This window comes from Halorubrum sp. CBA1229 (assembly GCF_003721435.2).
GTDB lineage: Archaea > Halobacteriota > Halobacteria > Halobacteriales > Haloferacaceae > Halorubrum.
The window spans coordinates 1,889,499-1,903,254 of sequence record NZ_CP054585.1; the positions used below are offsets into that span (position 1 = coordinate 1,889,499).

General features: G+C 70.7%; 16 protein-coding genes. 6 read left to right on the forward strand and 10 right to left on the reverse strand.

What is annotated here, in order from left to right:
• The first annotated feature begins 53 nt into the window (after nt 1–53).
• Nucleotides 54–1,151, forward strand: a complete 1,098-nt coding sequence (locus tag Hrr1229_RS09380; RefSeq protein WP_123113147.1) for a DUF4382 domain-containing protein — start codon at nt 54–56, stop codon at nt 1,149–1,151.
• Between the two features lie 85 nt (nt 1,152–1,236).
• Here Hrr1229_RS09380 and Hrr1229_RS09385 read toward each other — a convergent pair whose 3' ends face one another.
• From Hrr1229_RS09385 to hemC, 4 genes are all read right to left on the reverse strand, one after another.
• Nucleotides 1,237–1,638, reverse strand: coding sequence for a hypothetical protein (locus Hrr1229_RS09385; RefSeq protein WP_123113146.1), 402 nt, complete (start codon nt 1,636–1,638; stop codon nt 1,237–1,239).
• Nucleotides 1,639–1,800: 162 nt separating this feature from the next.
• Entirely contained in the window at nt 1,801–2,568 is a 768-nt protein-coding gene (locus Hrr1229_RS09390) for a uroporphyrinogen-III synthase (protein WP_123113145.1), read from the reverse strand.
• Complete coding sequence (cobA, locus tag Hrr1229_RS09395) at nt 2,565–3,377, reverse strand: uroporphyrinogen-III C-methyltransferase (RefSeq protein WP_123113144.1); 813 nt, start codon at nt 3,375–3,377, stop codon at nt 2,565–2,567. The genes Hrr1229_RS09390 and cobA overlap by 4 nt, the downstream gene beginning before the upstream one ends.
• Entirely contained in the window at nt 3,370–4,563 is a 1,194-nt protein-coding gene (hemC, locus tag Hrr1229_RS09400; protein ID WP_123113143.1) for a hydroxymethylbilane synthase, read from the reverse strand. Before hemC ends, cobA begins: the two co-directional genes overlap by 8 nt.
• Before the next feature lie 618 nt (nt 4,564–5,181).
• Between hemC and Hrr1229_RS09405 the strand changes: the two genes are divergently transcribed.
• The 4 genes from Hrr1229_RS09405 to Hrr1229_RS09420 all read left to right on the forward strand — a co-directional run bounded on the left by Hrr1229_RS09405 (nt 5,182) and on the right by Hrr1229_RS09420 (nt 8,713).
• Nucleotides 5,182–6,459, forward strand: coding sequence for a cysteine desulfurase (locus tag Hrr1229_RS09405; protein ID WP_123113142.1), 1,278 nt, complete (start codon nt 5,182–5,184; stop codon nt 6,457–6,459).
• Nucleotides 6,460–6,856: 397 nt separating this feature from the next.
• Nucleotides 6,857–7,381, forward strand: coding sequence for a response regulator (locus Hrr1229_RS09410; protein ID WP_123113141.1), 525 nt, complete (start codon nt 6,857–6,859; stop codon nt 7,379–7,381).
• Nucleotides 7,382–7,438: 57 nt separating this feature from the next.
• Nucleotides 7,439–7,861 carry a Fe-S cluster assembly sulfur transfer protein SufU gene (gene sufU / locus Hrr1229_RS09415; RefSeq protein WP_123113140.1) on the forward strand — a complete coding sequence of 141 codons (423 nt, stop codon included), beginning with the start codon at nt 7,439–7,441 and terminating at the stop codon, nt 7,859–7,861.
• 105 nt (nt 7,862–7,966) lie between these two features.
• Nucleotides 7,967–8,713 (forward strand): Sjogren's syndrome/scleroderma autoantigen 1 family protein, encoded by a 747-nt coding sequence (locus tag Hrr1229_RS09420; RefSeq protein ID WP_123113139.1) that lies wholly within the window; start codon nt 7,967–7,969, stop codon nt 8,711–8,713.
• A gap of 128 nt (nt 8,714–8,841) precedes the next feature.
• On the opposite strand, the gene Hrr1229_RS09425 is transcribed toward Hrr1229_RS09420, so the two are convergent.
• Both Hrr1229_RS09425 and glmM read right to left on the reverse strand, forming a co-directional pair.
• The gene (locus tag Hrr1229_RS09425) at nt 8,842–9,129 is read right to left on the reverse strand and encodes a hypothetical protein (RefSeq protein WP_123113138.1); all 288 of its coding nucleotides are present in this window, start codon (nt 9,127–9,129) and stop codon (nt 8,842–8,844) included.
• A gap of 171 nt (nt 9,130–9,300) precedes the next feature.
• Nucleotides 9,301–10,662: a phosphoglucosamine mutase gene (glmM, locus tag Hrr1229_RS09430; protein WP_123113137.1), complete on the reverse strand. Its 1,362-nt coding sequence runs from the start codon at nt 10,660–10,662 to the stop codon at nt 9,301–9,303.
• A gap of 133 nt (nt 10,663–10,795) precedes the next feature.
• On the opposite strand from glmM, the gene Hrr1229_RS09435 reads away from it, so the two are divergent.
• Entirely contained in the window at nt 10,796–11,392 is a 597-nt protein-coding gene (locus tag Hrr1229_RS09435) for a hypothetical protein (RefSeq protein WP_123113136.1), read from the forward strand.
• Between the two features lie 28 nt (nt 11,393–11,420).
• Here Hrr1229_RS09435 and Hrr1229_RS09440 read toward each other — a convergent pair whose 3' ends face one another.
• The 4 genes from Hrr1229_RS09440 to Hrr1229_RS09455 all read right to left on the reverse strand — a co-directional run bounded on the left by Hrr1229_RS09440 (nt 11,421) and on the right by Hrr1229_RS09455 (nt 13,742).
• On the reverse strand, nt 11,421–12,029 hold the full coding sequence (locus tag Hrr1229_RS09440) for a hypothetical protein (RefSeq protein WP_123113135.1): 609 nt from the start codon (nt 12,027–12,029) through the stop codon (nt 11,421–11,423).
• A gap of 43 nt (nt 12,030–12,072) precedes the next feature.
• The gene (locus tag Hrr1229_RS09445) at nt 12,073–12,459 is read right to left on the reverse strand and encodes a hypothetical protein (RefSeq protein WP_123113134.1); all 387 of its coding nucleotides are present in this window, start codon (nt 12,457–12,459) and stop codon (nt 12,073–12,075) included.
• The gene (locus Hrr1229_RS09450) at nt 12,459–13,154 is read right to left on the reverse strand and encodes an ATPase domain-containing protein (RefSeq protein WP_123113133.1); all 696 of its coding nucleotides are present in this window, start codon (nt 13,152–13,154) and stop codon (nt 12,459–12,461) included. The genes Hrr1229_RS09445 and Hrr1229_RS09450 overlap by 1 nt, the downstream gene beginning before the upstream one ends.
• Before the next feature lie 123 nt (nt 13,155–13,277).
• A complete protein-coding gene (locus Hrr1229_RS09455) occupies nt 13,278–13,742 on the reverse strand; it encodes a chemotaxis protein CheW (RefSeq protein ID WP_123113132.1) in 465 nt (154 codons plus the stop codon).
• Between the last annotated feature and the right edge of the window lie 14 nt (nt 13,743–13,756).

The window sequence follows — 13,756 nt, forward strand, 5'->3', positions numbered from 1 at the left end:
CGGACTGAGGATCTCCCTTTTATACCCGTGCGGGGCGCCTTCGGTGACTCACCATGACGGACCCATCGCGGACGACAGGCGGCGACCGATCTCAGGGCACTCCCACCGACGGCTTCGGGCGACGGGAGTTCGTGGCGCTCGGCGCGGGCGTGGGCGCGACGATGCTCGCGGGCTGTGCCGGCGACGGGGGACTCGCGTCCGACGGCTCGGACGGTTCGGACGGCTCGGACGGTTCGGACGGCTCGGACGGCTCCCAGACGCTCACCGGGAACTTCCGGCTCCTCATCAGCGACGCGCCGGCCGACATCGCCGACTTCGATGAGCTGAACGTCACGCTCGACGAGGCGCGGATCTTCGAGGCTCGGGACGACGAGGAAGAGGATGACGAGGAGGACGACGCGGAGACGGACGACGAGAACGACGCGGAGACGGACGACGAGAACGACGCGGAGACGGATGAAACGGACGACGCGGAGACCGACGACGGGTCGGATCAGACCGGCAACGAGACCGAGGTGGAGAGCGACTCCCCCAACGGGACCGCGGAGGAGGACGAGGAGACGGACGACGAGGACGAGGAGAACGAAGAGGACGCGGACGACGAGGACGCGGATGACGAGGACGACCGCGGCTTCACCGTCGTCGACCTCGGCGGCGAGACCGTCGACCTCACGCAGGTGATCGGAGACGACGCGACGGCCGTGTTCGACGACGAGATCCCGGCGGGGAGCTACGAGAAGGTCGAGCTCGAGGTCTCCGCGGTCGAAGGGATCGTCGAGGGCGAGGCGGTCGACGTGAAGCTCCCGAGCGAGAAGCTCCAGATCACGAACGGGTTCGAGGTCACGCCCGACGAGCCCGTCAGCTTCGTCTTCGACATCAACGTCGTCAAGCGCGGCAAGAACAACGGCTACATCCTCAAGCCGGTGATCTCCGGCAGCGGGGTCGCGGGCCGAGACGTCGACGTCAACGAGATCGACGACGATGCGGACGGGGACGACGAGGGTGATGACGGCGACGACGAGAGTGACGAGGACGAGAGTGACGAGGACGATTCCGACGAAGACGCGAACGAAACGGCGGACTCGGAGGACGACGGCGACGGAGCCACCGGAAACGAGACCGACGACGCCGAGAACGAGACCGCCGCCTGAAGCGACGACCGACCGCGAGAGGGTGACCCGCGTCCCCACTCGCCGACCGACTCGCGCCTACTTTTCAAACGCGCCGCGATCCCGCCTACGACGAGGTCTCGACGGACGGCGCGGCCGTCGACGGGCACTTCGCCCACCGCAGCGCGGCGTCGTCGTCGTTGAACGCCTCGGTGTCGATCCCGTCGACGTCGATTGTCCGCTTGAGGTAGCGGCGCTTCGAGCGCTCGCCGACGACGGCGAACCGGTCCACGCCCCGGGCGACGGCGATCTGCGCGGACTCGCGGAGCGCGCGCCGTCCCGCGTCGGAGCAGGGACGGCTCGTCTTCACGACGATCACCACGGCGTCGACCGCGCGGTCGGCGGTGACGGTCCGCCACCGATCGAGCAGCGCCTCGCCGTCGGCGGGGCTGAGCCCCGTCCCGTGCGGGAACTCGACGACTAACGCCTCGCCGTCGGTCCGCAGCGTCCAGCGCTCGCTCGGTTGCATAACAGTACACCACACCTGTCGGTTGATAAATACACGGCTCCAGTTATCTAGGTTGATAACCATTCTATCGGGAGGCTGAGCCGAAACGTTCCAAGCATCCTCCAAACCCGTGCTTAAGGGTCGCCCCCCGTTTTGGCGAAAACGAGATATCTCAGTTGAAAACTAACGGTTCGGTGAGGTGTCGTCGCCCGCCTCGCCGCCGTCCACCGCCTCGACGACCGATTCGGCGAGGGCCGCGAAGTCGGCGTCCTCCGGGACGACGTCGACGTCGATCCCGTGGTCCATCGCCGTCTCCGCGGTCGGCGGACCGATGGCGCCGACGACCGCGTCGGTCAGGCCCGCGACCGCCGCCTCGCGGAGTCCCCGCTCCTCGGCGGCGTCGAGGAAGTGGGTCACCGTGAGCGACGAGGTGAACGCGGCGGCGTCGAGGTCGCCCGCGGCGGCCAACTCCGCGGACTCGCCCGCGCCCTCCGGCCGCGTCAGGCGGTAGAGCACCGTCTCGTTCACCGTCGCGCCGGCCTCGCGGAGCCCGTCTACGAGCACGTCGCTGCCGTGGTCCGAGCGCGCCACCTCGACGCGCTCGCCGTCGACGCGGCCCGAGAGCGCCTCGACCAGCCCCGCCGAGGTGTACTCGTCGGGGACGATGTCGACGGTCCAACCCGCCTCCCGGGCCGCGTCGGCGGTGGCGGGGCCGATGGCGGCGAGCGTCGCGTCGCCCGGCTCCCAGCCCGCCTTGGCCGCGAGCTCGACGCCGGTCTTGCTCGTGAGGACGACGTACGGCGCCGCGGCCGGCACCGCGCCCGTCGGCTCGACCGCGAGCATCGGGTCCGCGACCGGGTCGGCGCCGAGCGACTCCAGCAGCGCCGCGGCGTCGTCGATCCGCTCGTCGGCCGGGCGGAAGACGGCGACGCGGGGAGCGGGGTCGCTCACGCCTCCTCACCTCGCTCGCGGTCGTTCCGGAGGAACTCGACGACGCGGTCCCGAGTCGCCGCCACGTCGCCGATGACGGTGATCGCGGGCGGCTCGATCTCGGCCTCGTCGCGGACCTCGACGATGGTATCGAGGGTGCCGGTCGCGACGCGCATCTCCGGCCACGTCGCGCGCTCGACCAGCGCGACCGGGGTGTCGCCGTCGAGCCCGGCGTCGCGGAGCTCGGCGGTGTACGCGGGCAGCTTGCCGACGCCCATCAGCACGACGATCGTCCCGCCGGTCGCGGCGAGCGCGTCCCAGTCGACCGCCGACTCCTCTTTCGTCGGGTCCTCGTGGCCCGTGACGAAGGAGACGGAGGAGGCGTGGTCGCGGTGCGTCACGGGGATCCCGGCGACCGCGGGCCCCGCGATCGCGGAGGTGACGCCCGGGACGACCTCGAAGGGGATCCCGGCCTCAGCGAGGTGTTCGGCCTCCTCGCCGCCGCGGCCGAACACGAACGGGTCGCCGCCCTTGAGCCGGACGACCGACTTCCCCTCGCGCGCCAGTTCGACCAGCCGTCGGTTCGTGTACTCCTGCGGGGTCCACTCGCCGCCGGCGCGCTTGCCGACGTCCTCGCGCTTCGCTTCGGGGATCTCCCCGAGGATCTCCGGGCCCGGGAGCTTGTCGTGGAGGACCACGTCGGCCGACTCGATCAGCCGGGCGGCCTTCACGGTCATGAGGTCCGGGTCGCCCGGGCCGGAGCCGACGAGGTAGACGGTGCCGGGCTCGGTCGATTCCCTGCCGTCGCCCTCGCTCTCCCCCTCACTCATCGGCCGCCTCCTGTCGGGTCCCCTCGTCGACCTCGGCCGCCTCGCGGGCGGCCGCGATCAGGTCGTCGGCGCCCCGGTCCGCTAAGTCCGCCGCGAACGACTCGGCGGCCTTCGCGTGCGACCGGATCGGGAGGTCGCGGGTGTCGGCCACCTCCTCGGTGCCGTCGGTCGAGAGGACCCGGACGCGCGTGTGGACGTGCTCGCCCTGCACGAGCGCCGAGACGCCGATCGGCGCGACGCAGCCGCCGTTGAGCTCGCCGAGGATCGTGCGCTCGACGGTGACCGCCACCCGGGTCCGGGGGTGGTCGACCGCGGAGCGCACGTCCTCGATCACCTCGGGGTCAGTCGCGGTCACCGCGATGGCGCCCTGGCCGGCCGCGGGGACGAACTCCTCGCGCGGGAGCCGGGTCGTCGGGACGTCGTGGAACAGGTCGGAGCGCCGGAGCCCCGCCTCCGCGAGGACGATGGCGTCGTACTCCGTCTCCACCTTCCGCTCCATCGCCGAGCGCTCCAGGTCGGAGAGGGAGTCGAACCACTCCTCGACGGTGGTCTCGAACTCCTCGTCGACCTCGGGCTCGCCGCTCTCGGCGTCCGCGTCGGTCTCGCCGCTCTCGGCGTCGCCCTCGTCGCCCGCACCGCCCTCCTCGGCGGTCATCGCGCTGGCCTCGCCCGAGGCGATCAGCCGGCGCTCGTGTTCCGCCTGGAGGCCTGGCGCGAGCAGCTTCTCGATCCGAGTGTCGACGTTCCCCCGTAACGGCTCGACGACCAGGTCCGGGCGCGTGGCCTTGATCTGGGCGGTCCGCCGGAGCGAGCCGGTTCCCACGACGGAGCCCGAGGGGAGGTCCTCGATCCCGAGCCCGTCGGGGTGGACGAACACGTCGCCGGAGGGCGCGCGCTCGGGGACGCCGGCGACCACCATATCGTCCATCTCCTCGGTCGGCACGTCCTTCAGCGAGTGGACGGCGAGGTCGGCGTCGCCGGCGAGCACCTCCTCGTCGAGCGAGCGGACGAAGGCGCCGGTCTTCCCGAGCCGGTGGATCAGCTCGTCGGGGATCTGGTCGCCGCGGGTCTCGACGCGGCGGAGCTCCACGTCGCGTCGGCGGCTCGACAGCGCGTCGCGGACGGTCCCGGCCTGCCGGAGGGCCAGGTCCGACCCGCGCGTGGCGAGCCTGAGCGTATCGGTCATACCCGACCGGAGGTCCCCCGCGTTCAAAAGGGCATTAGTTCGGGCGTCGCACCGGAACGCGGAGAACGAAACGTCTCGACGTGAGTATTTATAAACAACCCCGGCGTGCGCCTGCGAGCGGCCGTCAGGCCGCGAGCCAGCCCGCGAGGGAGTCGGACCGGCGCGGCCGCGCCGGTCCGACGAGGCTGGGGAGGCGTGAGGTGCGGTTGCTGTGCGGGGCGGGACTCAAAGGGGCAGCCGCGAGGGCGAAGCACACCGACGCAAGGACCGCAGGGAGCGAGCGGAGAGGGACCGGAGGTCCCTCTAGCAGCCGGCGCGAAGCGCCGGCGACACCGCGAGCGACTGAGGACCGCAGCGAGGTGCGCGAGCCGTCGCGGCTGGGGCTTTGGCGGTGTTCGTCGCACCGTCGACAGCAACGACGTATTGCCGAGCGGCTGGGGCTTTGGCGGTGTTCGTCGTACCGTCGACAGCAACGACGTATTGCCGAGCGGCTGGGGATTTGGAGGCGGTCACTCTGCTGACGACAGCGACCATTTATATACACCAGTTTCGATCCGAGCTATCCACAACACCTGCCGAACCGAAGACGTGTTAGTGCTCGGGGCCCAACTCGGCGTAATGGGAGTTCAGGAGCAGTACTCGTTCGACGTGGAGGCGCTCCGGGCCGATTTCCCCGTCCTCGACCGGAAGGTCGGCGGGGATCCGGAGTCGCCGGGTGAGGGGCCGGGCGACGACACCCCGCTCGTCTACCTCGACAACGCGGCGACCTCGCACACGCCGGACCAAGTCGTCGACGCGATCGCCGACTACTACCGGAGCTACAACGCCAACGTCCACCGCGGCATCCACCAGCTGAGCCAGGAAGCCTCCGTCGCCTACGAGGAGGCCCACGACACGGTCGCGGACTTCGTCGGCGCCGCGGGCCGCGAGGAGATCGTCTTCACCAAGAACACGACCGAGGCGATGAACCTCGTCGCCTACGCGTGGGGCCTCGAAGAGCTCGGCCCCGGGGACAACGTCGTCCTCACCGAGATGGAGCACCACGCCTCGCTCGTCACGTGGCAGCAGATCGGCAAGCGGACCGGCGCCGACGTGCGCTTCATCGACGTCACCGACGAGGGGCGGCTCGACATGGACGACGCCGCCGAACTGATCGACGACGACACGCAGATGGTGTCGGCGGTCCACGTCTCGAACACGCTCGGCACCATTAATCCGATAGCCGACCTCGCGGACCTCGCGCACGACCACGACGCGCTCATTTTCGCCGACGGCGCGCAGTCGGTGCCGAACCGCGCAGTCGACGTGAAAGCGCTCGGCGTCGACTTCTTCGCCTTCTCCGCGCACAAGATGTGCGGGCCGACCGGGATCGGCGCGCTGTACGGTCGCGAGGAACTCCTCGACTCCATGCAGCCGTACCTCTACGGCGGCGACATGATCCGGCGCGTCTCCTTCCAGGACTCCACCTGGGAGGACCTGCCGTGGAAGTTCGAGGCCGGCACGCCCTCGATCGCGCAGGGGATCGGCTTCGCGGCGGCGATCGAGTACTTAGAGGCGGTCGGGATGGACCGGGTCGAGGCCCACGAGGACCTGCTCGCCGAGTACGCGTACGACGAGCTGCAGGCGCTCGGCGGCGTGGAGATCTACGGGCCGCCCGGCGACGACCGCGGCGGGCTCGTCGCGTTCAACGTCGAGGGCGTCCACGCGCACGACCTCTCCAGCATCCTCAACGACTACGGGATCGCGATCCGCGCCGGCGACCACTGCACCCAGCCGCTCCACGACGAGCTGGGGGTCGCCGCCACCGCGCGCGCCTCCTTCTACCTCTACAACACCGTCGAGGAGGTCGACGCCCTCGTCGAGGCCGTCGGCGAGGCGCGCGACCTGTTCGCCTGACCCCCGCCGCGCGCGCCGCGGCGGGCGGAGCGCGTCGCCGAGGTGGCGAGCGCCGACGCGGCCGGGTCGACACCGTCGGCGGCGCGATCGTCGGCGCGGTCGTCGATAGCATATAACTGACGGCGACACTCGACGTTAAAACGGGCTTAATCCGGGAAAATTCGGGCTGAGCATCTCCATTTTATACCCGTACGGAGCGCGTCCGATGAGTCACTACGACGGACTGATCGCGGGAGACCTGCGGCGACCGCTCTCGGGACGCCCCCGCCGACTACCGCTCTCGGGACGCCTCCGCCGACGGCCTCCGGCGCCCGGCGTTCGCGACGCTCGGCGAGAGCGTGACCCGAATCCGTCCGCCGTCAACGCCCGACGACGTCGCGTCGGAATATCCAAGCCTATGACAGATTTCACACGATCTCCGACCGCTTCCGATGCCCAGACAGACGCACACACCGCCGGCGGCGACCCGACGGAAGACGATGGGTCCGTCGTCCTGCTTCACGTCGAGCCGGACGCGCGCTCCGCGGAGCTGCTGGCGGCCTTCGCGGAGCGGTTCGCCGACGGGTTCGCGGTCCTCTCGGTCGACGGGATGGGAGCGGCGCTCGACGCGGTCGGCGCGGTCGACTGCGTCGTGACCGAACAGCGGCTCCCGGACGGCTCCGGCGTCGAGCTGGTCGAGCGGCTCCGGGAGCGGGGCAGCGACGTGCCGGTCGCGTTCCACACCACCTGCCGCGAGCGCGAGACGGAATCGCGGGCGCTCGACGCCGGCGCGGACGCCTACTTCTCCAAGCGCCCGGAACGAGGTCAGTACGACCGCATCCTCGAGCGGCTCCGCGGACTCGTCGGCGACGACGCCGGGAACGTCCGCCCGGCGACGACGGTCGCTCCGAGCGCGGCGGAGTCGTCCGCGTCCGAGGAGTAGCCGCTCGCCCGCCCCGACGGAACCCTTTTGACCCGCACCGGCCTATCTGAGACCGATATGGGACTGGGCTCGGACATGTACCGGCAGCAGATCCTCGACCACTACAAGAACCCGCGCAACTACGGGGAACTCGAGGAGCCGGACTTCACGCACGTCGGCGAGAACCCCTCCTGCGGCGACACGATCCGGATGGACGTCGACCTCGACGAGGCGGGCGAGACGATCGAGGCGGTGCGCTTTACCGGCGACGGCTGCGCCATCTCGATGGCCTCCGCGAGCATGCTCTCGGAGCGGCTCCACGGGATGGCGGTCGAGGAGCTCCACGAGATGGACACCGACGACGTCACGGAGATGCTCGGCGTCGACATCTCCCCGATGCGGGTGAAGTGCGCGGTGCTCGGCCGCCAGGTCGCGCAGGACGGCTCGAAGATCCACCGCGGCGAGCTCGACGAGGACGACCGCACGATCACCGAGGAGTAGACGCCCCGACGGGAGCGCTCGCTCCTCGTCGGCGACGATAGCTTCTCTGTGCGCAGCCGTCCCGAGCCCATCGGACTTTTCCTCCTCAACCACGTTCGTCCGCCCATGAGCGACGGGTTCGACAAGGAGGCCGAACGGGAGAAGCTCCGCGAGAAGCTCGCGGACGACGAGGAGAAGCGCGAGCACACTCAGCGGATGTCCGAGCTCCTCCTGCAGGGGGCGACGATGACGAACCGCCACTGCGACGACTGCGGCGACCCCATCTTCCGGAAGGACGGGCAGGAGTTCTGTCCGACCTGCCACACGGTGGACGCCGCAGACGCCGCGGAGACTGCGGACGCCGCGGAGGCTGCGGACGCCGCGGACCTCGCAGGCGCCGCGGACGCCGACTCGACCACCGCCGGGCAGTCGGCGCCGCCGCCGGCCGGCGGGGAGTCGCCCCCGGCAGCGGGCGGGAAGTCGTCCGCGGCGGCCGGCGAGAACGGGGCAGCCGGAGTGCGGCGGGCCGACCGGGGGCCGGCGGGGACCGGTCCCGAGCCGGCCGCCGAAGCGCCCGATCAGTCGGTCGCCGAAACGCCGGATCCGTCGGCCGCCGACGCGCCCGACTCGTCGCCCGGCGCGTCCGGATCGCCGGCGACCGGGCCGACCCCGAGCGCGGCTGCGCCCGGGGACGGCACCGCGACGTCGACGAGCGCCGGGCCCGAGAGCGTCGCCGACGCCCGGGCGTCGCTCGTGCGGACGCTGAACAGGTTCTCCGCCGCGGCCGAGGAGACGGACGATCCCCGACGGGCCCGCGACCACCTGCGGGCGGCCCGCGAGGCGGCCGAGGCCCTCGCGGCGCTCGACCGATAGCGGGAGACGCGGGCGGAAGCAGCGCACGGAAAAACGGCGAGAAGAACGACGGAATAAAAACGACGAGAGAGATTCGGGCGACCGCAGATTACGTTCTTTCGGGGATCGCCGTTACTTCGACCGCGTCGTCAGGCACCCGCCTGCTTGGCGGGCTCCATCTCCTCCCAGCTCGGGCGCCGGTCGCTCAACAGCGACCGGACGATCCGGACGACGGCGTCGGTCCCGCCGCAGCAGTCGACCTCGCCGCGCTCGACGCTCCGGACGAACCGGTCTAGGTCTCCGAGCGTTACCGCTCCCGACGCGACGGCGCCGGTGATCGTCTCCGTCTCGCTCTCCATCACCCGCACCAGATCGGTCGGTGCGGTCGAACTCCGCTGGTTACCGCGCGATGCGACGCCGGACTGCGTTGCGTCCATGTCGATTATTACTACAACCTGAGTTAATATATTACTACCGATAGCTGTCGGGAGTCTGTCAGCTATTCGCCGTCGCGGTCTCAGTCGCCGCGACCGGCCGAGAGCGCGGTGTACCCGTGTGAGAATCGCGGCTCAGAGAAATCGATTTCGGGGGACGAGTCGCCCGCGCTCCTACCGCCCGCTCTCGACGGCGACCAGCATGTCCGTCGCGAGCTGCTCGGCGCGGTCGGCCTCGGCTGACTCGGCGTAGATCCGGATCTTCGGCTCCGTCCCGGACGGCCGCACGAGCACCCACGCGTCGCCGTAGTCGAGCCGGTAGCCGTCCGTGGTGTTCGGCGCCGCGTCGGCGGTCTCCACGTACGCCCGCGCCGCCGAGAGCATGTCGTCGCGCTCGTCGCCGTCCGCGTACTCGACGTTCCGGCGCACGAAGTGGTAGTCGGCGTACGGCGCGACGACCTCGCTGACCGGGTCGCCGGCGGCCGCGAGCAGTTCGAGGAAGCGCGCGCCGATGTACGCGCCGTCCCGCGAGAGCCGGTACGGCGGGAAGAACACCCCGCCGTTCCCCTCGCCCGCGATGGGGACGTTCACCCCCTCCTCGTGGAGCTCGCGCGTCCGGGTGATGATGTTGGTCGCGCCGATGGGCGTCAGCTCGAGGTCGGCGTCGTTCGCGTCGCAGACGTCGACGAGCCGCTGGGAGACGTTCACCGCGCTGACGACGGCGTCGTCGGGCTCCAGACAGGCGTCGGCCATCGCCGCGAAGGAGGTGTCGCCGTCGACGAACCCGCCGTTCTCGTCGACGAAGACGGCGCGGTCCGCGTCGCCGTCGTGGGCGATCCCCACGTCGGCGTCGGAGGTCGCGACGAGCCGGGAGAGCGCCTCGAGGTTCTCCGGTACCGGCTCCGAGTCGCGGCCGGGGAAGTGACCGTCCGGCGTTGCGTTCACCGTCAGCACCTCGCAGCCCAGCTCGCGGTACGTCCGCGGCGACGAGACGGACGCCGCGCCGTGGCCGGGGTCGACCGCGACCGTCAGGCCGGCGTCGGCGATCGCCTCGCGGTCGACCGCGTCGAGCAGCTGGGTCACGTAGTCGTCGACGGCGCCCTCGACGGCGGTCGTCTCGCCGGCGGTCCGCCAGTCGGCGAGGTCGTAGTCGTCGTCGAGGACGCGGCGCTCGACGCGCTCCAAGACGTCGACCGAGAGCTCGACGCCGTCGTCGCCGACGAGCTTGATCCCGTTGAACTCCGGCGGGTTGTGCGAGGCGGTGACGAGCACGGCGGGGACCCCCTCCGACTCGCAGTAGTTACCGACCGCCGGCGTCGGCACGACGCCGAGCCGGTCGACGTCGCAGCCGACCGCGGCCAGCCCGCTCGCGGCGGCGTTGGCGAACAGCTCGCCGGTGGTGCGGGTGTCGCGCGCGACGGCGACCCGGTCGGCGTCCCACACCGATCCGGCCGCCTTCGCGATGTCGAGGACGAGCTCCGGCGTGAGGTACCGCAGCGCGACCCCGCGAATGCCGCTGGATCCGAACAGCTCCATGGACGGCCATGCGCCGGCCGACGGGAAAGCGGTTCCGAACGCGGGACGGAGCGAGGCGGCCCGCGGGCGGGACGGAGAGAGAGAGCCGGTCTGAACGCGTGTAGTTGAAACCGGTCCCGCCCCTACGGTTCGTATGGAGCGCACGCGACGCGACCTGTTGGCGCGGACCGGGGCGACGCTGGCCGCCGCGGGGGCGGCCGGCGTCGCCGGCTGTCTCGACTTCGCCGCCGGCGACGGTCCGCAGGGACCGGAGGGGGTCCCGGAGACCCTGACCTGCGAGGACGACGAGTTCGTCCGGCTCGCGCAACCGTTCGAGCGGGAGGTCGAGGGGACGCTCGTCGAGACGGCCGGGACGACGCTCGAGCTCTCTTCGGAGGGGAACTCGGAGACGTACGGACAGCCGATCCGACTCGTGTTGCGGAACACCGGCGACGAGCCGGTGACCGCCCTCGGTCGACACGCCTACTCGATCCAGCGGGAGACCGGGGCGGGGTGGCTCGACGTCCGCGGGTCGCCCGCGGGCGAGTCGGTCGACCTCCCGCGGTCCGAGGAGTCGTTCGACGGCACGTACAGCTGGTCGATCGACCTCGAGGAGGAGGCGATCGCGTCGGCGGTCCCAGACCTCGACCTGGCCGTCTGCCCGCCGCTCGGGTCCGGGACCTACCGGTTCGTCTACTGGGGGATCGTCGACGCGCCGCCGCTGGGAGCGCAGTTCGAGCTGATCGGGTAGGAGAGAGCGTCGCCGTCGCCGTCGCCGGCTAGAATTCGGTCCACTCGGAGGGGCCGCCCACCCGCCCGCGGACGCGGAACTCGCGGTCGTCGTCCTCTACGCGCGTCTCGACGACGACCTCGAACGGCTCGTGGAGGGTGTGAACCACCTGCTCGTCGTGCGCCGTCGACCCGACGACGCCGACGAAGGGCCACCCCTCGCCCGACGTCTGCGAGGTCATCACGCGGGTGAACCGGTAGATGCGCTCGGGGTCCCAGTACATCAACAGCTGGGAGAGCGAGTAGACCCCGACCGCGCGGTCGCGGCCGGTCGAGGACTCGACGACGTCGGTGAACTTGATCCCGATGTCGGTGAGGTTCCCGGCGCTGGCGACGTACTTCGTCGTCGGCGTGTCGTCGCGCTTGTCCCCCTGCTCGTGAGTGACGCAGTCGATGACGATCACGTCGTCGCCGTCCCGTCCCGTGATCGTCTCGTAGTCGTCGCGCACCTTCTCCGCGGTGCGACCGGTCGAGATGACGACCGGCGCGTCGGTCCACTCGGCGAGCAGCCGGTTGAACAGGTCGTACTTCCCGCTCATCGGGGGGCCGCTGACGAGCACGCTGTCGGCGTCGCGGACAGCGTCGGGAAGTACCGTCATGTGTCTGGGTTGAGGCGGTATTGCGTAAAACCCTTCCGAGGGATCACTTCCGGAGCATCGACGGGAAGTCGAGCGAGGACGGGGGGCCTTCTCTGGGCGAGCGCGTCAGTGTCAGATCCGTTATCGCTCCGGGCAGCGCGGCCCGAACGGGCGGCTCGCGCGGGGCGCCCGCCTCGTCGACGAGCGCGTTCCACACCTCCCTCGGCTCGTCGGCCTCGGCGGCGGCGTCGAGCGCCTTGGTCCGGCCCTCGTCGTACGCCAGCTCGACGAGGCTCTGGTCGTACGCGCTCGGGAACGCCTCCATCACGCGATCGAGCTCCTCGGGCCGGCGGTTCCCCACGCCCTCGGCGACGCCGAGCGCGAACGCCCGGCGGACCGCCTCCTCGCGGGTGAGCTCGTTCCACTCCGTGCCGAAGATCCGGTCGTACATCAGTGCGTCACCGTCGCGGCGGCGCCGACGCGGAGGCCGCCATCCGTGAACTCGACGTCTTGGATGTCGGTGTCGATGTCGGTCCCGCGCATCTTCAGCACCTGGATCCCGCGCTGCATCCCGTCGTCCTCGAGGTAGTTGTGCATGAAGACGACGCCGTGCGCGAGGTAGTGCTCCTCCGAGTAGGCGCTCGGGTCGGTCATCTCGGAGATGAGCAGCGTCGTCGCGTCGGTCCGCTTCAGCGACGAGAGCAGCTGGATCATCGTGTCCTCGTCGTCGTCGAGGAGGAACCGCAGCAGCATGGTGGAGTCGAAGACGACGCGGTCGATGTCGCGGGAGTTGATGAAGCCGGTGAGGCGGTTCGTCACCCCGGAGTGGTCCCGGCGCTCGCCGGGGAGGCCGAAGAACCGGCGGCCGTCCGAGGAGAAGGAGTCGAGGAAGGTGACCCGGTCAGTGTCGAGCGCCCGGTCGAAGCCGAAGTCGTACCCGCTCATGTCGCGGCGGATCCCCTCTTTGGTCTCGTGCATGCTGATGTACAGCACGTCCTCGCCGTTGCGGGCGCCCTGCGCGGCGAACTGGGAGCAGAACGTCGTTTTCCCGCTGCCGGGAGGGCCGCTGACAACGTACAGGCGGTTCTCCGGGAAGCCACCGCCGACGAGGTCGTCGAACCCGGGAACGCCGCTTGTGGCGCGCATACGGGGAGACTCGCCGGTCACCGCATAAGGGTTGGCTCCCGTTTCTCAGGGGTGAGAACGGTCGCGCTCGGGGAGACGCGGTCGTCGGAGCGATCGGCTCCTGCCGCTACGCCTCGCCGGACGCTACGCCTCGGCGTCTTCGACCACGTCGGCGGCGACGTCCTCGACGTCGGGCGAGACCCAGACGACGAAGCGGTCGTCGGATTTGACGATCCCGCGGAGCCCCTCGTCGTCGACGGTCGTGCTCTGGTCGACGTCCTCGGGCGCGACGTCGCGGACCTGGAACACCTCGTCGACCATCCAGCCGACGGTGCCGCCCTCGTCGATCTCGTCGTCGTCGAACACGACGATGCGCTCGCGCGGCCCCTCCTCCGCGATGTCGAAGAGCGTCTTCGGGTCGACGATCGTCGTCGTCCGTCCGCGCAGGTCCATCACGCCCTCGACGTGGGCCGGCGAGTTGGGGATGCGGGTGAGCTCGCCGGCGTCGACGATCTCGTCGATGACGCCGATGTCCAGACAGTACGTCCCGTCGCCCAGCCCGAACTCCAACACCTTCGTCGGTTCGGCCTCCGTCTCGGTGGCTGCCATGGGCTATCCTGCGA